24 protein-coding genes are annotated in these 23,019 nt (G+C 77.0%); 5 read left to right on the top strand and 19 right to left on the bottom strand.

What is annotated here, in order from left to right:
• Positions 1 to 64: 64 nt before the first annotated feature.
• Both menD and ACI782_RS08590 read right to left on the bottom strand, forming a co-directional pair.
• The gene (gene menD, locus ACI782_RS08595; RefSeq protein WP_456908098.1) at positions 65 to 1,774 is read right to left on the bottom strand and encodes a 2-succinyl-5-enolpyruvyl-6-hydroxy-3-cyclohexene-1-carboxylic-acid synthase; all 1,710 of its coding nucleotides are present in this window, start codon (positions 1,772 to 1,774) and stop codon (positions 65 to 67) included.
• On the bottom strand, positions 1,771 to 2,718 hold the full coding sequence (locus tag ACI782_RS08590; RefSeq protein ID WP_456908096.1) for an o-succinylbenzoate synthase: 948 nt from the start codon (positions 2,716 to 2,718) through the stop codon (positions 1,771 to 1,773). Before ACI782_RS08590 ends, menD begins: the two co-directional genes overlap by 4 nt.
• A gap of 40 nt (positions 2,719 to 2,758) precedes the next feature.
• Here ACI782_RS08590 and menE point away from each other — a divergent pair, with 40 nt between their 5' ends.
• Positions 2,759 to 3,892 carry an o-succinylbenzoate--CoA ligase gene (menE, locus tag ACI782_RS08585; protein WP_456908094.1) on the top strand — a complete coding sequence of 378 codons (1,134 nt, stop codon included), beginning with the start codon at positions 2,759 to 2,761 and terminating at the stop codon, positions 3,890 to 3,892.
• A gap of 3 nt (positions 3,893 to 3,895) precedes the next feature.
• Positions 3,896 to 4,768 carry a 1,4-dihydroxy-2-naphthoate polyprenyltransferase gene (locus tag ACI782_RS08580; RefSeq protein WP_456908092.1) on the top strand — a complete coding sequence of 291 codons (873 nt, stop codon included), beginning with the start codon at positions 3,896 to 3,898 and terminating at the stop codon, positions 4,766 to 4,768.
• A gap of 61 nt (positions 4,769 to 4,829) precedes the next feature.
• Here the strand turns inward: ACI782_RS08580 and ACI782_RS08575 are convergent, their stop codons facing one another.
• A complete protein-coding gene (locus ACI782_RS08575; protein ID WP_456908090.1) occupies positions 4,830 to 5,147 on the bottom strand; it encodes a DUF4229 domain-containing protein in 318 nt (105 codons plus the stop codon).
• Entirely contained in the window at positions 5,131 to 5,646 is a 516-nt protein-coding gene (locus ACI782_RS08570; protein WP_456908088.1) for an Lrp/AsnC family transcriptional regulator, read from the bottom strand. Before ACI782_RS08570 ends, ACI782_RS08575 begins: the two co-directional genes overlap by 17 nt.
• A 57-nt stretch (positions 5,647 to 5,703) precedes the next feature.
• Here ACI782_RS08570 and ACI782_RS08565 point away from each other — a divergent pair, with 57 nt between their 5' ends.
• A complete protein-coding gene (locus ACI782_RS08565; protein ID WP_456908086.1) occupies positions 5,704 to 5,904 on the top strand; it encodes a hypothetical protein in 201 nt (66 codons plus the stop codon).
• Positions 5,905 to 5,999: 95 nt separating this feature from the next.
• Here ACI782_RS08565 and ACI782_RS08560 read toward each other — a convergent pair whose 3' ends face one another.
• The 15 genes from ACI782_RS08560 to ACI782_RS08490 form a co-directional block, all read right to left on the bottom strand.
• Positions 6,000 to 6,281: a hypothetical protein gene (locus tag ACI782_RS08560; protein WP_456908084.1), complete on the bottom strand. Its 282-nt coding sequence runs from the start codon at positions 6,279 to 6,281 to the stop codon at positions 6,000 to 6,002.
• A gap of 116 nt (positions 6,282 to 6,397) precedes the next feature.
• On the bottom strand, positions 6,398 to 7,348 hold the full coding sequence (gene ccsB, locus ACI782_RS08555; protein WP_456908082.1) for a c-type cytochrome biogenesis protein CcsB: 951 nt from the start codon (positions 7,346 to 7,348) through the stop codon (positions 6,398 to 6,400).
• Positions 7,338 to 8,882, bottom strand: a complete 1,545-nt coding sequence (gene resB, locus ACI782_RS08550) for a cytochrome c biogenesis protein ResB (protein WP_456908080.1) — start codon at positions 8,880 to 8,882, stop codon at positions 7,338 to 7,340. The genes ccsB and resB overlap by 11 nt, the downstream gene beginning before the upstream one ends.
• 266 nt (positions 8,883 to 9,148) lie before the next feature.
• The gene (locus ACI782_RS08545) at positions 9,149 to 9,985 is read right to left on the bottom strand and encodes a cytochrome c biogenesis CcdA family protein (RefSeq protein ID WP_456908079.1); all 837 of its coding nucleotides are present in this window, start codon (positions 9,983 to 9,985) and stop codon (positions 9,149 to 9,151) included.
• A complete protein-coding gene (locus tag ACI782_RS08540; RefSeq protein ID WP_456908077.1) occupies positions 9,985 to 10,560 on the bottom strand; it encodes a TlpA family protein disulfide reductase in 576 nt (191 codons plus the stop codon). Before ACI782_RS08540 ends, ACI782_RS08545 begins: the two co-directional genes overlap by 1 nt.
• Positions 10,557 to 11,204, bottom strand: a complete 648-nt coding sequence (locus tag ACI782_RS08535; RefSeq protein ID WP_456908075.1) for a histidine phosphatase family protein — start codon at positions 11,202 to 11,204, stop codon at positions 10,557 to 10,559. The genes ACI782_RS08540 and ACI782_RS08535 overlap by 4 nt, the downstream gene beginning before the upstream one ends.
• A complete protein-coding gene (gene hemL, locus ACI782_RS08530; protein ID WP_456908073.1) occupies positions 11,204 to 12,577 on the bottom strand; it encodes a glutamate-1-semialdehyde 2,1-aminomutase in 1,374 nt (457 codons plus the stop codon). The genes ACI782_RS08535 and hemL overlap by 1 nt, the downstream gene beginning before the upstream one ends.
• The gene (locus ACI782_RS08525) at positions 12,574 to 13,062 is read right to left on the bottom strand and encodes a hypothetical protein (protein WP_456908071.1); all 489 of its coding nucleotides are present in this window, start codon (positions 13,060 to 13,062) and stop codon (positions 12,574 to 12,576) included. The genes hemL and ACI782_RS08525 overlap by 4 nt, the downstream gene beginning before the upstream one ends.
• Positions 13,062 to 14,051 (bottom strand): porphobilinogen synthase, encoded by a 990-nt coding sequence (hemB, locus tag ACI782_RS08520; RefSeq protein ID WP_456908069.1) that lies wholly within the window; start codon positions 14,049 to 14,051, stop codon positions 13,062 to 13,064. Before hemB ends, ACI782_RS08525 begins: the two co-directional genes overlap by 1 nt.
• A gap of 73 nt (positions 14,052 to 14,124) precedes the next feature.
• Complete coding sequence (locus tag ACI782_RS08515) at positions 14,125 to 15,675, bottom strand: uroporphyrinogen-III synthase (protein ID WP_456908067.1); 1,551 nt, start codon at positions 15,673 to 15,675, stop codon at positions 14,125 to 14,127.
• A gap of 85 nt (positions 15,676 to 15,760) precedes the next feature.
• Positions 15,761 to 16,708, bottom strand: coding sequence for a hydroxymethylbilane synthase (gene hemC, locus ACI782_RS08510; protein ID WP_456908065.1), 948 nt, complete (start codon positions 16,706 to 16,708; stop codon positions 15,761 to 15,763).
• Positions 16,705 to 18,069 carry a glutamyl-tRNA reductase gene (locus ACI782_RS08505; protein ID WP_456908063.1) on the bottom strand — a complete coding sequence of 455 codons (1,365 nt, stop codon included), beginning with the start codon at positions 18,067 to 18,069 and terminating at the stop codon, positions 16,705 to 16,707. Before ACI782_RS08505 ends, hemC begins: the two co-directional genes overlap by 4 nt.
• Positions 18,066 to 18,731: a redox-sensing transcriptional repressor Rex gene (locus tag ACI782_RS08500; protein WP_456908061.1), complete on the bottom strand. Its 666-nt coding sequence runs from the start codon at positions 18,729 to 18,731 to the stop codon at positions 18,066 to 18,068. Before ACI782_RS08500 ends, ACI782_RS08505 begins: the two co-directional genes overlap by 4 nt.
• 205 nt (positions 18,732 to 18,936) lie before the next feature.
• The gene (locus ACI782_RS08495) at positions 18,937 to 19,182 is read right to left on the bottom strand and encodes a glutaredoxin family protein (protein ID WP_456908059.1); all 246 of its coding nucleotides are present in this window, start codon (positions 19,180 to 19,182) and stop codon (positions 18,937 to 18,939) included.
• Complete coding sequence (locus ACI782_RS08490; protein ID WP_456908057.1) at positions 19,179 to 20,720, bottom strand: AMP-binding protein; 1,542 nt, start codon at positions 20,718 to 20,720, stop codon at positions 19,179 to 19,181. Before ACI782_RS08490 ends, ACI782_RS08495 begins: the two co-directional genes overlap by 4 nt.
• 177 nt (positions 20,721 to 20,897) lie before the next feature.
• On the opposite strand from ACI782_RS08490, the gene ACI782_RS08485 reads away from it, so the two are divergent.
• Positions 20,898 to 21,632, top strand: coding sequence for a sigma-70 family RNA polymerase sigma factor (locus tag ACI782_RS08485; protein ID WP_456908055.1), 735 nt, complete (start codon positions 20,898 to 20,900; stop codon positions 21,630 to 21,632).
• A gap of 121 nt (positions 21,633 to 21,753) precedes the next feature.
• Positions 21,754 to 22,944, top strand: a complete 1,191-nt coding sequence (locus tag ACI782_RS08480) for a DUF5667 domain-containing protein (RefSeq protein ID WP_456908053.1) — start codon at positions 21,754 to 21,756, stop codon at positions 22,942 to 22,944.
• Positions 22,945 to 23,019: the final 75 nt, after the last annotated feature.

Here is a 23,019-nt window from a genome sequence, read left to right as displayed (position 1 = left end):
CCCGCCCGGCGTGGCTCGCCGCGCTGCTCGGTCACCCCCGGCACGGTAGCCGCGGAGCGCCCCGTCAGGCGCCGTCGTGGCCCGGCTCGCCCAGGGCCTCGGCCACGGCGGTCCGCAGCGCCGCCGCCAGCTGCGCCTCGGCCCGCTGGTCGGTGCGGACGACGACCACCCGCGGACCGCCCGTCGCCAGGACCGCGGCCAGTTGCGCCGGGCCGTCCACCGCGGTCGCCGGCCACCCCAGCGCCTCGGCGACCGCCACGAGGTCACGGCCGTGCGGGGTGCCGAACACCCGCCGGTACCCGGCCGCGTACCGCGACTGCCCGGGTTCGAGCTGGGCGAAGATGCCGCCGCCGTCGTTGTCCGGCACGACGAGGGTGAGGTCGGGCAGCGCCTCGCCGTCGCCGGGGAGCAGGCCCTGCAGGTCGTGCAGGAAGGTGAGGTCGCCGAGCAGCGCCACCGCGGGACCGCCGCCGGCCCGCTGGTGGGCGAGCGCGGCACCGACGGCGGTGGAGACGGTGCCGTCGATCCCGGCGACGCCGCGGTTGGCCAGCACGGTGACCCCGTCGCGGGGGACGGCGAGCCGGTCGACGTCGCGCACCGGCGTCGAGGAGCCGAGGACCAGCAGCGCGCCGTCGGGCAGCGCGGCCACCAGGTCGCGGGCCAGCCGTCCCGCCGGCAGCCCCGGGACCGCGTCGAGCAACCCGTCGACCGCCGATCCCGCGCGGCCGGCCGCCGCGCACCAGGCGGCCCGCCAGTCCGGGTCGGCCGCCGGCCCGCCGATCGGCAGCGCGCCCACGGCCGCGGTCGAGCGGCCCGCGTCGGCCCAGCGGGGCGCGGCCGCGACCGTCTCCACCCGGACCGCGGGGTCGGCGAGCAGCGCCGACACCGGCCGGGACAGGGTCGGCCGGCCCACGACCAGCACCCGCTCCGGGCGGTGCGCGACCAGCCACGCCGACGCGCCGAGCAGCAGCGCGCCACCGCGCACCGACGCCGCCCACGCCCCGCTGGAGGGCTCGGCGGCGACCGGCCAGTTCCGCTCGCGGGCGAGCTCGGCCGCGGCCCGGCCCAGCGCCGGCGGCGCGTCGCCGACGACCACCAGCGTGCGCGCCGGGCCGCCGTCGGCCGGCGGCGGGACCCGGGGGACGGCGCCCTCGGTCCACGGGGCGCCGCCGGGTCGGCCGGCCCACGGTTCGGCGAGCTCGGGCGGCGCCGGGTCGTGGGGCAGCAGCGGCTCGCGGAACGGCAGGTTCAGGTGCACCGGTCCGGGGTCGGCCGACAGCGCGCCGCGGGCGGTGAGCAGGGCCTTGGCGACCAGCGAGCGCCAGTAGCGGTTCTGCGCCGCCTCCCGACCGGCCTCGGGCACGCCGACGTCCACCGCCGCGCGGACCGCCTGCCCGTAGAGCCCCGGCTGCGCGATGGTCTGGTTGGCCCCGGTGTCGCGCAGCTCCGGCGGGCGGTCGGCGGTGAGCGCCAGAAGCGGCACGCCCGCGGCGTCGGCCTCGAGGACGGCGGCGTGCAGGTGCGCGGTCGCCGTCCCGGAGGTGGTGAGCACCGGCACCGGGCGCCCCGAGGCCTTGGCCAGCCCGAGGGCGAGGAAGGCCGCCGTCCGCTCGTCGATGCGCACGTGCAGCGTGAGCCGGCCGGCGCGCTCGGCCTCGAACAGCGCCAGCGCGACCGGCGCGGACCGCGACCCGGGGGCGAGCACCGCGTCGGTGACGCCGCCCCGGACCAGCTCGTCGACCAGCACCCGGGCGCACGCGGTGGAGGGGTTCACGCGGCCACCGCGGCCAGCCGCGCCCGCCACCGCTGCGCCGTGCCGGCGTCGGCGGCGACCTCGGCCAGCCGGTCGGGGACCACGGCCCGCACGGGCAGGGCGCCGTCCACCGGCAGCAGCGGGTCGCCGGTGACGTCGGCGGTGAACAGCGCGACCGTGGCCAGCCCGCAGGCGAAGGGCAGCTCGGGCAGCGCCGCGGCGAGCGCCACCCCGGCGGCGATGCCCACCGAGGACTCCAGCGCCGAGGACACCACGCTCGGCAGGCCGTGCGCCTCGGCGACGCGCAGCGCCGCCCGCACGCCACCCAGCGGCTGCACCTTGAGCACGACGACGTCGCAGGCCTCGCGCAGGTCCACCCGCAGCGGGTCACCCGACCGGCGGACCACCTCGTCGGCCGCGACCCGGACGTCGATCCGGCGGCGCAGCGCGGTGAGCTCGGCGAGCGTGGCGCAGGGCTGCTCGACGTACTCGAGCCCCACCCGGTCCAGCTCCCGGATGCGGGCTGCCGCGGTGTCGACGTCCCACGCGGCGTTGACGTCGACCCGGATGGCGCCGCCCGGGCCCAGGGCGTCGCGCACCGCCTCCACACGGGCGAGGTCCTCGGCCGGCGTCTGCCCGGGCTCGGCGACCTTGACCTTCGCCGTGCGGCAGCCCGACGCCGCCACGACCGCGTGCGCCCGCTCCGCATCGACCGCCGGCACGGTGACGTTCACCGGGACCGTGTCCCGCACCGGCGCCGGCCAGCCCTCGCAGGCAGCCTCCACCGCTGCGGTCCACCACCGGCGGCTCTCCGCGACGTCGTAGTCCCAGAACGGCGAGAACTCGCCCCACCCGGCCGGGCCGCGCACGAGCACGCCGTCGCGCACGTCGATGCCCCGGAACCGGGTGCGCATCGGCACCGACCAGACGTGCGGCTCGAGCTGACCCCCGGCCGCGTCCGTCACACGAGCAGCCTAGATCGGCGCCGCAGTAGCCTCGGGACCCGTGTCCCGGCAGCTGACCCTCCTCCCCGCGCCGGCCGACCCCCTCGCCCTGCTGCCCCCGCTGCGCGCCGCCCTCGACGGCACGGCACCCCTCGCGGTGCTGCCCCCGGGGCCGCCGGCGGCCGTGGCGGCGGCCCGCGCGGTGCTGCGCCCCGAGGAGCCGCTCGAGCCCGGAGCGGACCTCGTCGTCGCCACCTCCGGCTCGACCGGCGGCGGCCGGGGCGTGCTGCTGCCGGCGGCCGCGGTGCGCGCCTCCGGGCAGGCCACGCTGGACCGGCTCGGCGGCCCCGGCGGCTGGCTGCTGGCGCTGCCGGTGTCGGCGGTCGCGGGGCTGCAGGTGCTCTGCCGGTCGGTCCTCGCCGGCACCCGGCCCACCGTGCTGGCCAGGGGCGAGCGGGTCGCCGACGCCCTCGCCCGCATGCCGGTCGGACGGCGGTACACCGCGCTCGTGCCCACCCAGCTGCGGCGGTACCTCGACGCCGAGCCCGGCGCGCTGCGGGCGTTCGAGGCGGTGCTCGTCGGCGGAGCGGCCACCGATCCGGCCCTGCTGGCACGGGCGCGGGAGGCCGGCGTGACCGTCGTGACCACCTACGGCATGACCGAGACGGCCGGCGGCTGCGTGTACGACGGGGAGCCGCTGGACGGCGTCCGCGTCCGCGTGACCGAGGGCGGCGTCGAGCTGGCCGGGCCGGTGCTGGCGCTCGGGTACCGCCTGGACCCCGAGGGCACCGCGGCCGCGTTCGCCGACGGCTGGTTCCGCACCCGCGACGCCGGGGCGCTCGACGCCGACGGCCGGCTGACCGTGCACGGCCGGCTGGACGACGTGGTGGTCACCGGCGGGGTCAACGTGGCGCCGCAGGCGGTGGAGGGGGTCCTGCGCGAGCACCCGGACGTCGCCGACGCGGTCGTCTTCGGGCGGCCGGACGCCGAGTGGGGGCAGCGGGTCGTCGCAGCCGTCGTCCCGGCCCCCGGCGCCGACCCCGACCTGGCTGCGCTGCGGCCGTGGGTCGCCGAGCGGCTCGGCGCTCCCGCAGCCCCCCGCGAACTGCACCGGATCGCCGCCGTGCCGACCCTGCACACCGGCAAGCCCGACCGCCGCGGCCTCGCCGCCGCGGTGACCGACGGGAGGAGCTGACCCGTGGCCACCCCCGCGCAGTGGCTGGCCGGCGCCCGCCCCCGCACGCTGCCCGCGGCCGTGGCACCGGTGCTCGTCGGCACCGGCGCGGCCGCGGCGCTCGACGGCTTCCGGCTCGTCCCGGCGCTGCTGGCGATGGTCGTCGCGCTGGCCCTGCAGGTGGCGGTCAACTACGCCAACGACTACTCCGACGGCACCCGCGGCACGGACGCGGCACGGGTGGGGCCCATGCGGCTGGTCGGCTCGGGAGCGGCGACGCCCCGCCAGGTGCTGCTGGCGGCGGTGCTGTCCTTCGCCGTCGCCGGGGTCGCCGGGCTGGCACTGGCGGCGCTGTCGAGCTGGTGGCTGGTCGCCGTCGGCGCGGTCTGCATCGTCGCGGCCTGGACCTACACCGGGGGCCCGCTCCCCTACGGCTACCGCGCGCTCGGCGAGGTCTTCGTCTTCGTCTTCTTCGGCCTGGTCGCCGTCGTGGGGACGACGTTCGCGCAGACCCGCACGGTCGAGGGGCTCGCGGTCGCCGCCTCCGTGCCCATCGGGCTGCTCATCGTGGCCCTGCTGGTCGTGAACAACCTCCGCGACATCGAGGGGGACGCCGCCGTCGGCAAGCGCACCCTGGCGGTGCTGGTCGGGGACCGGGGCACCCGCGTGCTGTTCACCGCGCTGCTGGGCGTCGCCTTCGCGGTGGTGATCGCCCTCGGCGTCGTCCGGCCGTGGGCGCTGCTGGGCCTGCTCGCCGTCCCGCTGGCCGTGCCGCCGGTGCGCACCGTGCTCTCCGGCGGGCGCGGGCGGGTGCTCATCGGCGCACTGCAGGGGACCGGGTTGCTCACCCTCGCCACCGGCGTCCTGTTCGGCGCGGGGCTGGCCCTGAGCGGCTGAGAGAGAGGACCCCCTCCTCCCCAGCCCTCGCGAGCTCGGGCCGGGACCCGGGAGGGGGCCGTCAGGCGCCGTCGCCGGTGAGCCGGGCGGCGATGTCCTGCTTGGCCTGCTTGCGGGCGACGCTTCGCGCGGCCAGCGCCTCGGTCAGCCGCTCGCGGGACGGCCGCAGCAGCAGGTAGGAGACGGGCATCGACAGCAGCAGGCCGAACAGGGCACCCGACCAGAAGTCCAGGCCCAGCCACCACAGCAGCAGCACCAGCGCGGCCGCGATCGCGAACCGGCCCACGGTGTAGATGACCAGCCAGGGGGCGATCCGCGGCCGCGCCGCCGGCCCCCCGGTCGGCGCCTGCGGCACCGTCGGTTCAGCGCTCTCGGCCATGGCGGCCCTCCCACTTGGTACTCAGCACGACCGTCGTCCGGGTGCGGGCGACGCCTCTGATCCGGTTCAACGCGCTGATGGTCGCCTCCAGTGCCGGGATGTCGGTCACGCGCACCTTGAGGACGTAGCCCTCCGCACCGGCCACCCGCCAGCAGTCCTCGACCTCCGGCATCGCGCGCAGCGCCTCCTCGATGCCGGTGTCGTCGACCGAGTCGCTCTCGATGACGCTCACCAGCGCGGTGACGTCGAGCCCGAGCGCGGCGGGGTGGACGATCGCCTCGTAGCCGAGGACGACGCCCGCGGCCTCGAGCTTGCCGACGCGCTCGTGCACCGCCGGGGAGGACAACCCCACCTGCCGGGCGAGTTCGGCATAGCTCGCCCGCCCGTTCGCGCGCAGCAGGTCGATCAGCTGCCGGTCGACGGCGTCGATGGCCCACTCCCCTCCCGCGCTGCTGCCTGCCGCGGTCGAGTATCGCCGCGGTCGTACTGTGGAGTGCACTCGGGCTCGACGGACGAGGGGGGAACAGGCGCGATGGCCTTCGTTGTGGTGTTGGTGGTGGCGGTTGCCGTGGTCGTGCTGGTCATGCGCGCCGCCGCGGCTGCGGGCGGTCCCGAAAGGGGTAACGGCGTGCGAGCCCCGCGCCGGCCGGGTCCCCGGCCGCAGCGCGACGTGCGCCCACTGGCCCCGGACGACGACCCCGACTTCCTGCGCGAGCTCGAGCGCCGCACCCGCCGGGACGACGGCTCCCCCGCCTGAGCGGGGAGCCCCTGCCGCCGCCACTCGCACGCTCGTGGCGGGCCCCTGCATGGGGCCGATGGCGGAGGCTCCCGGGGTCGCGCTCCTGGCCGCCGTCAGGCCGCGCGCGACCCGAAGAACCGGCGCCAGCCGCGGGGCCGCGCCGGTGGAGCGGGGGCCCGTTGCGGCGACTGCTCGGTCATGCCGCCCGGCCAGCCCGTCGGGTTGCCGGAGGACGGCTCCTCGTCGGTCCGCCCGGGCCAGCCGACGTTGGTGTGCGTGGTCTCGGCGCGCAGGTCCCCGTGCCGCCCCGAGGGCGACCCGGCCGCCCGCCGGGCGAGCGCCGCGGCGACGACGGGGTGCACGGCGGCGCCGTCGGCGGCCGCGTGCCTACCCACGGCGGACTGCCCCGTTTCGCGTCATGCGCGCATGGAAGCACGCGCGGTGCCCCGCGTCACGTCGCTCGGCCCCGAAACGGGGAACGTGTCACCCCGTCGCGCGGGACCGGGAACGGTCAGTTCACCCCGGCGTAGCTGTGCAGCCCGGTCGACACCATGTTCACGTAGAGCAGGTTGAAGACCATCACGACCAGGCCGACGACGTCGACCCACGCCGCGGGACGGCCCCGCCAGCCGGCCGTCGTCCGGGCGTGCAGGTAGCCGGCGTAGACGACCCAGGCGATGAAGGCCCAGGTCTCCTTGGGGTCCCAGCCCCAGAACCGGCCCCAGGCGCTCTCCGCCCAGATGGCGCCGGCGATGATCGCGAAGGTCCAGACCGGGAACCCGAAGACGACGGTGCGGTGGGCGACCCGGTCCAGCGCCGCCGCTGCGGGCAGCCTGGCCAGCACCGACGATCCTCCGTCGCCCCCGCGGGCGTCGTACCGGACGCGCAGCAGGTACAGGACGCTGGCGATGCCGCTGACGAAGAAGACGCCGAAGCCGATGATGGCCGTGCTCACGTGCACCGCCAGCCAGCTGGACCGCAGCGCGGCGACCAGCGGCCCGGCCTCGGCGTAGAGGAACAGCCCGATCGCGACGAGCGACAGCACCACGGGCGCGAGCACGAAGGCGCCCATGGTGCGCACCCCGGGCATGCGGACGGACAGCACCAGGAAGGCGGCCACGCCGATGAGGACAACGGCCGTGGCGAACTCGTACATGTTGCCCCACGGCAGCCGCCCGGCGGCCGTCCCGCGGGTGACCAGGACGGCGGCGTGCACGAGCGCACCCACCGCGGTGAGGCCGACGCCGACCAGGCCCCACCGGGCGCTGCGCTGCTGGGGAGCCGGCGCGTCGCCGTCCACTCGGGCCCCGCTCCCACCGACGCCGGCCGTGACCAGCTCGCGCGCCGGCCGGCGGCCGAAGGCCAGCTGGGCGGAGAAGGCCACGACGGCCACCGAGTAGATCGCGACGGTGATCGAGAAGAGGGTGTCCGACAGCTCGGCCAGCGACTGGTCAACGGGCACTCGGGGAGCCTCCGGTTCCGGTGCGGACCCCGCCGGACGACGGGGCAGGAGTGGTGGGGGCACGCTCGTCGAGCGCGGCCCGCAGCCGGCCGGTCAGTTCGGCGAACCGGGTGGCGCTCTCGCCGCCGCCCCTGGTCAGCGAGCCGACCGCCAGCACGGTACCGCCGCCGTCGGGAGCCGGCCCGACCCGGGCGAAGAACCGCTCCCGGCGCAGCAGGAGCAGGGCGAGCAGGCCGGTGAGCAGGCTGACGGCGGCGCCGAGCACCCACACCTGGCCGGGGTCGTGGGAGAACTGCAGCGCGGCGAACTGCGCGACGCCGTCGAAGGTGATCGCCGTCCCGTCGGGCAGGGTCAGGGTCTCCCCGACCGCGAGGTTGGCCCGGCCCACCTCGGTCAGCCGGCCGCGGTCGATCTGGCTCTGGTCGATCGAGTAGACCGACTGCGGCAGGCCGGAGTCGAGGCCCAGGTAGCCCTGGTAGGCCAGGATCGCCACCTGCGGGTCGAGCGGCCGCGGGTCGACCGAGGTCAGGATGCCGCCCTGCAGCACCCCGGTCGGCGCGAAGAAGCCCTGGATGGCCAGCTGGTCGTCCACCCCGGCGCCGAGGTCGGGCAGCTTGAGCGCGCCCTCGCTGGCCAGCGTCGACTGGTCGGTGGGCAGGAACGGCGCCGAGACGCCCTCGAACACCTGCCCGTCGGGCAGCGTGACGGTGAACCGGGGGCTGTAGCCGTGGCCGGTCACGTAGACCCGGTCGCCGTCGACCCGCAGCGGGTCGTTGACGCCGATCGTGTGCCGCTCGCCTTCCTCGCCGGGGGCGCCGGGGGCGCCGTGGGTGATGTCCGCGGTGTAGGAGGCCGCGGTCAGGTTCTCCTCGTACTCGGCGCGGAAGTCCTCGAGGTCGACGCACAGCGGCGTCAGGTCGGCGCCCTCCACCAGTGGGCCGGCGGAGTAGGTGTCGTACTGCTGGAAGCTGTTGCAGAACCCCTGGCCCTCGGTGACCAGGATGCTCCCCTCGTACCCCCAGAGCTTGCCGCCGGCCAGGCCGAGCAGCAGGGCGACCAGGGAGAGGTGGAACAGGATGTTCCCCGACTCCTTCCAGAAGCCCTTCTCGGCCGACAGCTCCTCACCGTCGCGACCGGAGCGGCGGACGACGCGGAACCGCTGCACCCGCAGCTCCTCCTCGACCACGTCGAGGGCGGCCGGCCCGGGCAGTGGGGTGGTCAGCTCGCCGGAGTCGGGCAGCCGCAGCAGCCGGCGGGGGGCCGGCGGCGGCGCCGCGCGCAGCGCGCGGACGTGCTCGACCAGCCGGGGGACGACGCAGCCGATGAGCGAGACGAACAGCAGCAGGTAGACCGCGGCGAACCACGGCGAGCTGAAGACGTCGAACAGGTACAGCCGGTCCAGCCACGGCGCGAGCGTCGGGTGGTCGGCGAAGTACTGCCGGACGTTGTTCTGGTTGAGCGACCGCTGCGGCAGCAGGGACCCGGGGATGGCGGCCAGCGCGAGCAGGAACAGCAGGATGATCGCCGTCCGCATGGCGGTGAGCCGGCGCCACCAGCGCAGCCACAGGCCCAGCGCGCGCCGGCCGAGCGAGGAGCGGGCAGGCGGCGGGGGCGGGGGGGGGGGGGGGGGGGGGGGGGGGGCGGGGGCGGGGGGGGGGGGGGGGGGGGCGCGTCCCCCCCCCGCCCCCCCCCCCCCCCCCCCCCCCCCCCCCCCCCCCCCCCCCCCCCCCCCCCCCCCCCCCCCCCCCCCCCCCCCCCGCCCCCCCCCCCCCCCCCCCCCCCCCCCCGGGGCGGTCACGGTCACAGCGAGGTCTCCGCGAGGCCGGTGGCCGCCAGCCACGACCGCAGCCAGCCCATCATCTCCGTCCACGCGCCGGTGACCAGCAGGACGCCGACGACGAGCAGCAGGGCGCCGCCGGCGCTGGTGACCGTGCGGGCGTGCCGGCGCAGGAACGACGTCGCACCGAGTGCCCACCGGGCGCCGAGGGCGACCAGGACGAACGGCACCCCGAGCCCCAGGCAGTAGGCGACGCCGAGGAGGGCGCCGCGCCCGGCGGTCGCCTCCACGTACGCCAGCGAGTTGACCGCGGCGAGCGTGGGGCCCAGGCACGGCGTCCAGCCGAGGCCGAAGACGACGCCCAGCAGCGGGGCGCCCGCGAGCCCGGCGACCGGGCGGGCCGAGAGCCGGGCGGTGCGCTGCAGGAACGGCAGCCAGCCGAGGAAGGCCAGGCCCATGACGATCGTGACGACGCCGAACACCCGGGTGAGGACGTCGGCGTGCTGCAACAGCAGGCGGCCCAGCCCGCCGAACGCCGCGCCGAAGGCGACGAAGACGACGGTGAAGCCGAGCACGAACAGGACCGCGCCGAGCACCATCCGGCCACGCGGGGACCGCTCGTCGACGTCGGGGCGCACCGCGGTCGCCGTCCCGCCGGTCGCCGGCGCGCCCTCGCCGGCCAGGGCCGGGGCGGTCGTCCGCACTCCGGTGCCGGCCAGGCCGGTGACGTAGGAGAGGTAGCCGGGCACCAGCGGGAGGACGCACGGCGAGGCGAAGCTGACCAGCCCGACCAGGGCCGCCACCGCGGCGGCGACGAGCAGCGGGCCGTCGGTGACCAGGCCACTGAAGGTCTCCCCCATCAGCCCTCCTCCGCCAGCCGGTCGAGCACCGCGCGCAGGTCGTCCTGCGACACCCCACCGGTGTAGACGGCCGCCACGCGTCCGTCGCGGTCGAGCACGATCGTGGACGGGATCGCGTTGGCCGGGTAGTCCCGGAACGCGAGCGCCACCTCGCCGCGCGGGTCGTAGAGCGAGGGGAACTCGATGCCCTCGCTGTCGACGAACGCCTGCGCGAACTGCTCGCTGGTCTCCTTGACGTTCAGGCCGAGGAAGGAGATCCCCCGGTCGCGGACGTCGGCGTAGACCTCCTGGAACTGCGGGGTCTCCACGCGGCAGGGCGGGCACCACGAGCCCCAGAAGTTGAGGACGGCGATGTCCCCGGCGAGCTCGGTCGAGGCGAACTCGCCGCCGCCCAGCAGCGTCCCGGAGAACTCGGGTGCGGCGGCCCGCTCGGCCTCGGGGATGACCTCCCCGGCCGGGGTGCCGGCGACGAACCGGAACTCGCCGCCGTTGTTGACGTCGACGGCGTTCGCCCCGGTGGAGCAGCCGGCAAGGAGCAGCGCCCCGGCCAGGGCCCCCAGCAGCCGCTCCCTCATGCGCCGGGGACCGCGTCGGGGTCGGTGGCACCGGCCGGCTCGGCGTAGGAGAGCCCCACGAACCGGTCGCCCTCGTAGGTCAGCGAGGTGACGCTGGCCAGGCCGCACTGCCGGCGGCGCGGGTCGTGCGCGTAGCGGCGCCCCTCCAGGTGCAGCCGCAGGGTCCAGATCGGCAGCTGGTGGCTGACGCACACGGCGGCCGCGCCGCGGGCGGCGTCGCGCGCGGCCTCGACCGCGGCGAGCATCCGCGCGGCGATCTCCACGTACGGCTCGCCCCAGGACGGCCGGAACGGGTTGCGCAGCTTCCACCAGTGCTGCGGCTGCCGCAGCGCGCCGTCGCCGACGCCGACCCGCAGCCCCTCGAAGGCGTTGCCCGCCTCGATCAGCCGGTCGTCGACCGTCACGGGCAGGTCGAGCGTCTTCGCGATCGGCGCGGCGGTCTGCTGCGCGCGCTCGAGCGGGCTGGACACCAGGTGGGTGACGTCCTTGTCCTCGAACCACTCGGCGGCGGCCAGCGCCATCGCCTCGCCGGTCTCCGAGAGCCGGTAGCCGGGCAGCCGCCCGTAGAGGACCTTCTCGGGGTTGTGGACCTCGCCGTGGCGCAGGACGTGGACGACGGTCGTCTGCTCCCGGGACGGAGCCATCAGGTGGTCACCTCGGTGGGGTCCTCGGCCGGCGGGGCGGTGGCGGGGTCGGCGGCCGCGGCAGCGCGGGCGGCGGCCGGCAGCGCCGCGAGCACTCGTTCCACGGCCTCGTCGTCCAGGGCCGCGCTGACGAACCACGCCTCGAAGGCCGACGGCGGCAGGTAGACCCCACGGGCCAGCATCGCGTGGAAGAAGGCGGTGTAGCGGGCGGCGTCCTGGGAGCGGGCGTCGTCGTAGTTCCGCACCTGCCGCTCGTCGGGCACGAAGAAGACCGAGAACATCGACCCGGCCTGCTGCACCCGGTGCGGGACGCCGGAGGCGAACAGGGCCGCGCTGGCCGCGCCGCGCAGGGTCACGGCGACCTCGTCGCAGCGGGCGTACACCTCGTCGGTGCAGTGCCGCAGCGTGGTCAGCCCGGCGGCGACGGCCACCGGGTTCCCCGACAGCGTGCCCGCCTGGTAGACCGGCCCGGCGGGCGCGAGGTGGTCCATGAGATCGGCGCGGCCCCCGAACGCGGCGGCGGGCAGGCCGCCACCCATGACCTTGCCGAAGGTGAACAGGTCGGCGTCGACCGGGTCCAGGCCGTACCAGCCGGAGCGGGAGACCCGGAAGCCGGTCATCACCTCGTCGAGGACGAGCAGCGCGCCGTGCTCGGCGGTGATCCGCCGCAGCTCGGCGTTGAACCCGTCCAGCGGCGGGACGACGCCCATGTTGCCGACCGCGGCCTCGCTGATGACGGCGGCGATCTGCGCGCCCCGCTCGGCGAAGACGGCCTCGACCGCGGCGACGTCGTTGTAGGGCAGGACGACGGTGTCGGCGGCCGCGCCGGTGGTGACCCCGGGGGTGTCGGGCAGGCCGAGGGTGGCCACGCCCGAGCCGGCAGCGGCGAGCAGGGCGTCGACGTGGCCGTGGTAGCAGCCGGCGAACTTGACCACGAGCGGGCGGCCGGTGACCCCGCGGGCCAGGCGGACCGCCGAGAGCACCGCTTCGGTGCCGGAGTTCACCAGCCGCACCCGCTGCACCGGGGGCATCCGGGCGATGATCTCCTCGGCCAGCTCCAACTCGCCCTCGGTGGGGGCGCCGAAGGTCAGTCCGCGGCGGGCGGTGGCCGTGACCGCCTCGACGACGGCGGGGTGGGCGTGGCCGAGGATCAGCGGCCCCCACGAGGCGACCAGGTCCACGTACCGGCGTCCGTCGGCGTCGGTGAGGTAGGCGCCCTGGCCGGACACCATGAACCGCGGGGTGCCCCCGACCGCGCGGAACGCACGCACCGGGCTGTTCACCCCACCCGGGGTGACCCGCTGCCCGCGGGCGAACAGGCCGGCCGACGTCGGGGCCTCGTAGGCGTAGGGATGGCTGTCCAGCGAGGTCACGAGCCCAGTGTCCCCTTCCTGTCCGGAGAGCCGTGCGGGGTGTCCGGGACGGCGGCGAGCAGGGCGGTGGTGAGCGCGGCCGGGTCGCGGGTGGGCACGAGGACGGTGCGGCCGTCGGTGAGCCGCAGCGGCAGCCCCGCCCGCCCGCGCGGCAGCGATCCCGTGCCGCCGAGCACCGCGGCACCGGCGTCCACCCCGGCGGTCCCGTCGGTCACCGCGCGCTGGTGGGCGGGATCGACGTCGGCGAGGAGCACCCGCTCCCGGCCGACCGTGAGCGCCTCGTCGTCCACCTGCACCGTCCAGGCGCGGCGGGCCAGCAGCGTGTGGCCGCCGAGCGCGGCCAGCACCCCGCCCGCGACCGCCCAGCCCGGCGCGTGGAGGACGGACGGCCCGACCGGCAACAGCTCCAGGACGACGAGGAGCCCGAGGGCCCCGGCGACCAGCCGGAACGGCCGTCCGGAGCCCCCGGGCTCGACGTACGACATCAGCGCAGCCAGCGGGCGGCCTCCACCGCCCAGTAGGTCAGCACGGTGCCGGCGCCGGCCCGGCGGATGGCGGTGAGCGTCTCGAGGACCGCCCGCTGCCGGTCCACCCAGCCATTGGCCGCGGCCGCCTCGACCATCGCGTACTCGCCGCTGACCTGGTACGCGCTGACGGGGACGTCGACGGCGTCGGCGACCCGGGCGACGACATCCAGGTAGGGCAGCGCCGGCTTGACCATGACCGCGTCCGCGCCCTCGGCGAGGTCCTGCGCGACCTCGCGCAGCGCCTCGTCGGCGTTGGGCGGGTCCATCTGGTAGGTCGAGCGGTCGCCGAACTGCGGCGCCCCCTCGGCGGCCTCGCGGAACGGGCCGTAGAAGCCCGAGGCGTACTTGGCGGCGTAGGCGAGGATCGGCGTCTCGGTGTGGCCGGCGCCGTCCAGACCCGCGCGGATCGCCGCGACCTGGCCGTCCATCATCCCGCTGGGCGCCACGAGGTGGGCCCCGGCCTGCGCCTGGGCGACCGCCACCGCGGCGTAGCGGTCCAGCGTCGGGTCGTTGTCGACCACGCCGGCCGGTGTCACGACGCCGCAGTGCCCGTGGTCGGTGTACTCGCACAGGCACAGGTCGGCCATGAGCACCAGCTCGTCGCCGAGGTCGGCGCGCAGCTGCTGCAGGGCGACGTTGACGATCCCGTCGGCGGCGTCGGCCTGCGAGCCGACCGGGTCCTTGTCCGAGGGGATGCCGAAGAGCATCAGCCCGGAGATGCCCGCGTCGGCCGCCTCGTGCGCGGCCTTGCGCAGCGAGTCCAGCGTGTGCTGGACGACGCCGGGCATCGAGGAGATCGGCACCGGCTCGCCGATGCCCTGCTTGACGAACACCGGCAGCACGAAGTCCGCCGGGGCCAGCCGCGTCTGGGCGGTGAGCCGGCGCAGCGCGGGCGTCGACCGCAGCCGGCGCCCGCGCGCGAACCCGGGAGTCGCGCCCCCGCTCACTTGCCCTCCTCGCTGGCGCTCGTCGGCCGCGTTCGCGGCGCTGCTGCGTCCATCGGTGAGCTCGCGAGCTCGCTCACCTGCCCTCGCCTTCCTCCTCGGCGCGGCGGGCCGCGGCGAACTCGGCCAGGGCGTCGATCAGCGGCGCGACGGCGGCGGTCTCGGGCTGGACGTCGACCCGCAGGCCGAACTCCTGCGCGGTCGCGGCCGTCTGCGGGCCGATCACCGCGACGACGGTCTTCGCGTGCGGCTTGCCGGCGATACCGACCAGGTTGCGCACGGTGCTCGACGAGGTGAAGCACACCGCGTCGAAGCCGCCGCCCTTGATCGCCTCGCGCACCGGCGCGGGCGGCGGCGCGGCCCGGACGGTCCGGTAGGCGGTGACGTCGTCGATCTCCCAGCCGCGCTCCTTGAGTCCCGCGGCGAGGGTCTCGGTGGCGATGTCGGCGCGCGGCAGCAGCACCCGGTTGATCGGGTCGAGCACGTCGTCGTACTCGGGGAAGTCGGCCAGCAGACCCTGGCTGGACTGCTCACCGGTGGGCACGAGCTCCGGCGCGATGCCGAAGGCCCGCACCGCCTCGGCGGTCTGCTCGCCGACGCAGGCAACCTTGACGCCGGCGAAGGCCCGCGCGTCCAGGCCCAGCTCGACGAACTTCTCGCGCACGGCCTTCACCGCGTTGACCGAGGTGAACACGATCCACCCGTAGCGGCCGGTGACCAGGCCCTTGATCGCGCGGTCCATCTGCGCGGGGCTGCGCGGCGGCTCGACTGCGATCGTCGGCACCTCGACGGGCACGGCCCCGTAGGCGCGCAGCCGGTCGCTCATCTCGCCGGCCTGGTCCTTGGTGCGCGGCACGAGCACCCGCCAGCCGAACAGCGGCCGGCTCTCCCACCAGGACAGCTTGCCGCGCTTGTCGACGGCCGACCCGACGGTGGCCACGACCGGCCCGGTGACGGCGTCCAGCCCGGCGGTCTTCTCCGCCACGGCGGTGAGCTTGGCGACGACGCTCTTCTGGCCGGTGCCCGACCCGCCGGTCGTCACCACGACGGGGGTGCTGCCGGCCAGCCCGCCCTCGACCAGCCGCGCCGCGGCGTCGGGGAGGTCCTCGGCGTTGCCCTGCAGGACCAGCGGGGCGTCCAGGCCCTTGGCCGCGGCCGCGAGCGCGGCCAGGTCGGCCTCGCCGCCGCGCAGGTCGGCGGTGACCGCGGTGCTGCCGACGGCGACGCCGGCGAACGCCGGGACGGCGGTGGCGGGCGCGACGCCGGGAACGACGTCGAAGCCGACCGAGGTGCGGCCCACGGCCAGCACCTCCTTGATCGCGGCGTCGGAGGTGAACGGGTCACCGGCGACGAGGCGGACGACGGTGCTGCCGTTCTTCGCCGTGGTGACGGCGGTCTTGGCGACCTCGGCCGGCTCACCGGTGACGGTGCTCAGCTCCAGCTCGGGGCGCTGCTCGCGGACGGCGTCCTGGAGGACCTGCGGGACCCCGGGGTCGACGAGGACGGTGTCGGCCTCGGCGAGCGCCGCGGTGGCCCGGGCGGTCAGCATCCCGGGGTCGCCCGGGCCGGCGCCGACGAAGACGACCGTGCCGGCCGTCCCGCCGTTCTGCTTGCGGAAGCGCGTCATCGCGTGCTCCTGTTCCTGGCCCGTGAGGGCTGGTGTGCGGGGGTTCGGGGGGCCGGGGTGTGCTGCCCGGCCAGGGGGGTGTGGCTCATCGGGGGGCCGCCATCAGCGCGGCCGCGCCGCGCTCGAGCAGCTCGGCGGCGAGCCCGCGGCCGAGCCGCTCGGCGTCGGCCGGCGGCCCGGTGATCGAGCCGCGGACGCCGTCGCTGCCGTCCAGCGCGGTCACCGAGGCGCGGAGGAACAGCTCGGGGCCGTCCTCGCCCTCGGCCAGCTCCGCGTAGGCGGCGACCGGCGCACTGCAGCCGGCCTCGAGCGCGGCGAGGGTGGTGCGCTCGGCGACCACGCAGGCCCGGGTGGCCGGGTCGTCGAGGGCGGCGAGCAGCTCGCGGGTGCGGACGTCGTCGGCCCGGCACTCCACCGCCAGCGCACCCTGCGCCGGCGCGGGGAGCACCTGCAGCGGGTCGAGGGTCTCGGTGACGGCGTCCAGCCGGCCCAGCCGGGTCAGGCCGGCGCGAGCCAGGACGACCGCGTCCAGGTCTGCGTCGGGATCCAGCCCACCCACCCGGCCCATGCGGGTGTCCACGTTGCCGCGGATCGGCACGACCTCCAGGCCCAGGCCGAGCGCGCGCAGCTGCGCGACCCGGCGCGGGGCGCCGGTTCCCACCCGCGAGCCGGGCGGGAGCTCGCCGAGGGTCAGCCCGTCGCGGGCGACCAGCGCGTCGCGCGGGTCCTCCCGGGGCGGGACGGCGGCCACGGCCAGGCCGGGCTCGGGCAGCGTGGGCAGGTCCTTGTAGCTGTGGACGGCGACGTCGACGGCGCCCTCCAGGAGCGCCTGGCGGATCGCCGCGACGAACACGCCGGTGCCGCCCAGCTGGGCGATCGCCGCCGAGGAGCGGTCGCCCTCGGTGCTGATGTGCACCAGCTCCACGGGGACGCCGCTGGCCGCGGTGATCGCGTCGGCGACCGCCTGGGACTGCGTGGTGGCCAGCCGGCTGGCCCGTGTGCCCAGCCGCAGGGTGCTCGTGGTGGTGGTCACCCGTGGCCACCGCCCTGCCGCAGCTCGTCGGGGTCGACGGTGACCGCCTCGGCGAGGTTGGCCCGCTCCGGGGCCAGCTCGGCGTCGATGCCGAGGCCGAACAGGGCCCGTAGCGCGTCGGCGTAGTCCACGCCGCCCGGGGCGCTGGCCAGCTCCTTGACCCGCACCGTCGGCTCGTGCAGCAGCTTGTCCACCACGCGGCGCACGGTGCGGGCGACCTCGTTGCGGGCGCGGGCGTCGAGGTCGGGCAGCCGGGTGGACAGTCGCAGCAGCTCGGCGTCGACGACCTCGGCGGCCTGGCTGCGCAGCGCGGACACCGTCGGGGCCACCGCGGCGGCCTGGCGCTCGGCGCGCAGCAGCGCCGTCTCGGCCTCGATGAGGGTGTGCGCCGCGGCGACGTCGTCGGCGGCCACCGCGCCGGCCCCCGCGGTGCCCGCGACGGTCCGCTCGCCCTGCAGGAGGGCCAGGTCGACGACGTGCACGCCCGGCACGGCGGCGACGCGGGGGTCGACGTCCCGCGGCAGGGCGAGGTCGATGACCACCAGCGGGCGGTGCACGCGGTCGGCCATCGCGGCGGCCACCAGCTCGGTGCCGATGACCAGGCCGCGCGCGCCGGTGCAGGTGACCAGCACGTCGGCCGCGGCGACCTCCTCGGGCAGCCGGGAGAGGTCGGCGGCGCGGCCCTCGACGGCCACGGCGAGCCGCTCGGCGTGCGCCGGCGTGCGGCTGCTGACGGTGACCGCGGCGCCGCGGCGGGCCAGCGTGGTCGCGGCCAGCGCCCCCATCGAGCCCGCCCCGACGACGAGCACCGGGCGGCCCTCCAGCGAGCCGATGCGGGCCTCGGCGCGGTCGAGGGAGACCGACACCAGTGAGGCGCCGGCCTTGTCGATGCCGGTCTCGGAGTGGACCCGCTTGCCGACGCGCAGCGCCCGCTGGGCGACCGGGTGCAGCGCTCGGCCGACGGCGTCCTGCTCGCGGGCGAGGGCGTAGGCGTTGCGGAGCTGCCCGAGCACCTGGGTCTCGCCGACGACCATCGAGTCCAGGCCCGCGGCCACGGTGAACAGGTGGGTGACCGCCTGGTCCTCGTAGTGGACCGTCACGTACGGCGAGAGCTCCTCGACCGTGGCGCCGGCCTGCCGGGCGAGCACCCGGCTGACGTCGGCGACGCCGCCGTGGAAGCGCTCCACCTCGGCGAAGACCTCGACCCGGTTGCAGGTCGCCAGCACGATCGCCTCGCTGACGTGGTCGCTGCCCAGCAGCTCGTGCAGCGCCTTGACCGTGTCGTCGTGGCCCATGGCGAACTGCTCCAACAGCGCGACGGGGGCCGTCTGGTGGCTGACGCCGACCGCCAGCAGACTCATGCGATCACCTCCACCGCCGGCGCGGCGGCACCACGCTGCTGACCGAGGAAGGCGAGGACCTGCAGCTCGACGGAGAGGTCGACCTGGCGGACGTCGACCCCCGCGGGCGCGGCCAGCGCCACCGGTGCGAAGTTCAAGATGCTCCTCACCCCGGCCGCGGTCAGCCGGTCGCAGACGGACTGGGCGACCTCGGCCGGTGTCGCGATGACCCCGATCGTGGCCGCCGTCGTGGCGACCACCTCGTCGAGCTCGGCCATGGGGCGGACCGGCTGACCGCCGATCCACTGCCCCACCCGGGCCGGGGCGGCGTCGAACAGGCCCACGAAGCGGAACCCGCGGCTGCCGAAGCCGGCGTAGTCGGCCAGCGCGGTGCCCAGGTTGCCGATCCCGACCAGGACGCAGGCGCGGGAGCGCTCGACGCCGAGCACTGCGGCGATGCGGTCGCGCAGGGTGGCCACGTCGTACCCGACCCCCCGCACGCCGCAGGGGCCGAGGTGGGAGAGGTCCTTGCGCAGCCCCGCGGGGTTCACGCCGGCCGCGGAGGCCAGCACGCCGGAGGAGACGGTGCTGCGACCGCCGTCGGCCAGGCCGGTGAGGACCCGCAGGTACACGGCCAGGCGGGCGACGGTGGCCTCCGGGATCCGGGGCCGCGGTTGGGGCACGGGTCTACTCCACAGCGGTCGCACCCGTACGTCCGGCGGGTGCCGGATGCGGTCGAACGACATCGGGAACCGGTCCGATTGCGGCCCGGCGTCAGCCACGGTAACCGCTTGTGAACGCAGGAACAAAGTCGCTGGGGGCCGGATCGGCCTCACTCCAGCGCGGACGGGGCCTGCTGTGGTGGAGACCATAGCAAGGACCCCCTCATCAGGGCAGCCCGAGGTCCCGCCGCAGCCGCGGCACGTCGACCGCGAAGTAGGAGTGCTCGCGCCCGTCGAGGAGGACCACCGGCACCCGGTCGCCGTACTCCGCCTGCAGGTCCGGGTCGGCGTCCACGTCGACCGACGTGGTCGTCAGGCCCGCCTCGGCGGCGATCTGCGCCAGGGTGGTCGCCGCGTCCTCGCACAGGTGACAGCCCTGCCGGCTGAGCAGCTGCAGCCGCGTCTGGCTCACCGATCGCCTCCCGTCCCGGCCGGCTCCACACCGGCGTCGCCCGGCCGCGTCAGACCGAGCTCGCGCAGCCGCGCCCGGCTGACCTTCCCGGTCAGCGAGTGCGGCAGGGCCGCGAGCACGTGCACCGACGTCGGCACCTTGTACCGCGCCAGGGACGCCGCGGCGTGGTCGCGCAGCTCGTCGAGGGTGACCTCCCGGCCCGGCCGCAGCGCCACCACCGCCCGCACCGCGTTCCCGGTGCGGGGGTCGGGGACGCCGATCACCGCGCTCTCCGCGACGGCGGGGTGGGTGTCGAGCACCCGCTCCACCTCCGCGGGGTAGACGGTGAAGCCGCTGACCAGGACCAGGTCGCTGCGCCGGTCGACCAGGTGCAGGTCGCCGTCCTCGTCGGCGTAGGCGAGGTCACCGGTGGCCAGCCAGCCCTCGGCGTCCGGGCCGTCGGCGCCGTCGGGCCAGTAGCCGGAGAACAGGTTGGGCCCGCGCACCCAGATCTCGCCCGGACCGTCCCCCGCCTCCTCCGGCTCGTGCAGGGCGGTGTCACGCAGCTGCAGCTCCACCCCCGGCAGCGGCCCGCCGATGCAGGCCGGCTTCGCCCGCCCGGTGGCCAGCGTGCTGGTCACCACCGGGCACGCCTCGGTCAGGCCGTAGCCCTCCCAGACGGTCACCGCGGCCCGCTCGCGCATCGCCGTCCACACCTCCGCCGGCAGGGGTGCGGCACCGGAGGAGGCCACCCGGACGGCGGCGAAGGCCCGGCGCAGGCCGGCGTCGGAACCCGCGGCGTCGGCGGCCGCCAGCCACGCCTGGTACACCGGCGGCGCGCCGGGGACGGCCGTGACCTCCTCGCGGGCCATCACGGCCAGGGACTCCGCCGGGTCGAAGCGCTCCAGGAGCACCGCGCAGGCGCCGGTCGCCGCGACCAGGCCGAAGCCGGCGTTGAGCCCGTAGACGTGGAACAGCGGCAGCAGACAGAGCACGCGGTCGTCGGGCCGGACGGGCGCGGGGTCCATCGCCAGGCACTGCCGCTGGTTGGCGCGCAGCGCGGCGGCGCTGAGGACCGCCCCGCGCGGCCGGCCGGTGGTGCCGCTGGTGTAGACGAGGAAGGACGGCGCGGCGACGTCCTCCGCCACCTCGGGCGGGTGCGCGTCGTCGGCCGGCGGACCGGCCGCGACCGGCACGCCGGCCACCGGCACCCGTCCGCCGGCGGCGACGAGCAGCGCGGCGCCGGAGTCGCGCAGCACGTACTCGAGCTCCGGGTCGGTGTAGCCGGTGTTCACCGGGACGACGACGAGCCCGGCCCGCAGGGCGCCGAGGCTCGCCCGCAGCCAGTCGGCGCCGTTGGGCAGCTGGACGGCGACCCGCTCCCCCGGCCGCAGGCCCCGGGCGGCGTAGCCCGCGGCCGCCCGGTCGACCTGCGCGTCCAGCTCCCCCCAGGTCAGCCGCTCGTCCCCCGCGGCCACCGCCGGGGCCTGCGGCCGCGCGCCGGCGGCGGCGCGCACGAGCGCGGCCAGGGACGAGCCCGCATCGGTCTCTCCGGTCACGCGCACCTCCTCCGTCTCCTCCGTCGGGCGCTTCTCCCGGGTGGCGTGGACGGGCTGCGACGATGTTGTCACCATGGGCTCAGCCCCGCAGCACTGCGCGACCGGCCGGCCCGGTCCGGCACCCCCGGATGGAGCCGACGACGCTCCGGCGGGCCGACGAGGAGGACCGACGCCCGCATGCCCCGGTCGCGCCGCGTGGACGAGCGCCCCGCGGTCGTCGGCGCCGGGCGGTCCGGGCCACCTCGCCCCACCCCGCATCCGCGCTCGGCCGCCGACCCGCTCCCCCCGGCACCGGACGCGGTCGCCGGGGACGAGGCCGAGGTCGCCGAGGAGCTCGCCAAGCTGGGGGGCACCGGTGCGCCGCCCGCGGTCGACGTCTGGGCGCTGGTCCGGCAGGCCCAGGAGGGCGACGCCGAGGCGTTCGGCCGGCTCTACGACCACTACGTGACGCCGGTCCACCGCTACCTCCTCCACCGGGTGGGCGATCGCGCGCTGGCCGAGGACTTCACCAGCGAGACGTTCGTGCGCGCGCTGCGCCGGATCGACTCGCTGTCCTTCCAGGGCCGCGACGTCGGCGCCTGGCTCGTGACGATCGCCCGCAACATCGTCCTGGACCACGTGAAGAGCAGCCGGTTCCGGCTGGAGGTCACCACCGCCGACATGCGCGACGCCGACCGCGTCACCGACGGCCCGGAGGACGCGGTCGTGCAGCAGCTGACCAACGAGCAGCTGCTCGCCTGCATCCGCCAGCTCGGCGGGGAGCAGCAGGAGTGCATCTCGCTGCGCTTCCTGCAGGGGCTGTCGGTGTCGGAGACCGCGGCGGTCATGGGCAAGAAGGAGGGCGCCATCAAGGCCCTCCAGCACCGCGCCGTCCGTCGGCTGGCCGCGCTGTTGCCGGAGGGGCTGCGGTGAGCACCACAGGAGTCGTCCGCCCGCACGCCGTATCGGCCGCACCCGTCGCGTCGTTGGACAACCGGGCGCGCCGCACCGGCCGGCACCCCGGCACTCCCGCCCGACCCTCCGGAGGCCCTCGGTGAGCACCCCCGACGGACCCGCGCCCACGCGGTCGCGTCGCGCCGCCGTCCGGGAGCCGGAGGACTCCGTCGTCGGGCGGCTGCAGGCCCTGGCCACCGCCCTGGACGACGGGCCCGACCCCGCCTTCCGCGCCGCGACCCGCGAGCGGCTGGTGGCCATGGCCGCCGTCCGCACCCCCGAGCCGGCTTCCCGCACGCGCCCACGGCGGCTGCTGGCCGCCCGGGCAGACGACGCCGTCGCCCGGCCGTGGCGCACCCGGCTGACCGCCGGTCTGGCGGGGGCGGCGCTGACCGTGACGGCGCTCGGCACGCTCGTGGCGGTGGCCACCGACTCCGGCCCCGGCGACGTGCTGTACGGGCTCAAGCGCGGCACCGAGCAGACCCAGCTCGCGCTGGCCGGCGACGACCGTGGCCTCACCCTGCTGCAGTTCGCCGCCACCCGGCTCGCCGAGCTCGAGGAGCTGCCGGGCGCCGGCCCGACGGACGTCGTCGTCGACCTGCTCGACACGATGGACGCGCAGACCGCCGAGGGCGCCGCCCTGCTCACCACCCGTGCCGTGGCCGCCCGGACCGCCGCCCCGCTCGACGAGCTGGCCGACTGGGCCGCGCGGCAGGCCACCGGCCTGGCCGCGCTGGAGGCGGGGGTGCCCGCCGGTGCCGCGACCGACGTCCGCGAGTCGTCGGACCTGCTCGCCGACGTGGGCGCGCGGGTCGAGGACCTGCGCGCGGCGCTCGCCTGCCCGGGCGGACCGGCCACCGACGGCACCGATCCGCTGGGTCCGGTGCCGGTCCCGTGCCCGGCCGAGGTCCCCGCACCGGCCCCGTCCGCTCCCGCGCCGGACGCCGGGCAGCCCGCGCCCGGCACCCGGGCCGGCGAGTCGCCCGACCGCGACGCCGGCACGGTCCCGTCGGCGACGCCCGCCCCGAGCGCACCGCCGGCGCAGGAGGCCCCGCCCGGGAGCACGGGGAACCCCGGGAGGAGCGGCGGGAACGCGGGCCGGAGCAGCGAACCGGCGCGCAGCACCCCGCCGCGGACGCCGGCTCCGCAGCGGCCCTCGGTCCCGTCCCTGCCGATCCCGCTGCCGCCGGTCGGGGGCGAGCCCGAGACGCCGACGACGTCCCCGTCGCCCACCCGTCCGCCCCTGATCGACACGCCGCTGCCCATCTGCATCCGGCCGCTGGTCTGCTGAGCCCGCGTCGGTCCCCGCCGCGGACGCCACTAGGGTCCAGGGACGGGCCAACCGCCCCAGCCGCGCAGGCTCGTG

This window comes from Geodermatophilus sp. SYSU D00703 (assembly GCF_054050155.1).
This window is presented reverse-complemented; position numbering and strand designations above follow the sequence as displayed.

Excerpts from the sequence above, each read along its gene's own strand:
- ACI782_RS08575 (WP_456908090.1), bottom strand. The coding sequence starts at position 5,147 with ATGGCCGAGAGCGCTGAACCGACGGTGCCGCAGGCGCCGACCGGGGGG.
- resB (WP_456908080.1), bottom strand. The coding sequence starts at position 8,882 with ATGCGGACGGCGATCATCCTGCTGTTCCTGCTCGCGCTGGCCGCCATC.
- ACI782_RS08545 (WP_456908079.1), bottom strand. The coding sequence starts at position 9,985 with ATGGGGGAGACCTTCAGTGGCCTGGTCACCGACGGCCCGCTGCTCGTC.
- ACI782_RS08540 (WP_456908077.1), bottom strand. The coding sequence starts at position 10,560 with ATGAGGGAGCGGCTGCTGGGGGCCCTGGCCGGGGCGCTGCTCCTTGCC.
- ACI782_RS08535 (WP_456908075.1), bottom strand. The coding sequence starts at position 11,204 with ATGGCTCCGTCCCGGGAGCAGACGACCGTCGTCCACGTCCTGCGCCAC.
- ACI782_RS08525 (WP_456908071.1), bottom strand. The coding sequence starts at position 13,062 with ATGTCGTACGTCGAGCCCGGGGGCTCCGGACGGCCGTTCCGGCTGGTC.
- ACI782_RS08515 (WP_456908067.1), bottom strand. The coding sequence starts at position 15,675 with ATGACGCGCTTCCGCAAGCAGAACGGCGGGACGGCCGGCACGGTCGTC.
- ACI782_RS08505 (WP_456908063.1), bottom strand. The coding sequence starts at position 18,069 with ATGAGTCTGCTGGCGGTCGGCGTCAGCCACCAGACGGCCCCCGTCGCG.
- ACI782_RS08485 (WP_456908055.1), top strand. The coding sequence starts at position 20,898 with ATGCCCCGGTCGCGCCGCGTGGACGAGCGCCCCGCGGTCGTCGGCGCC.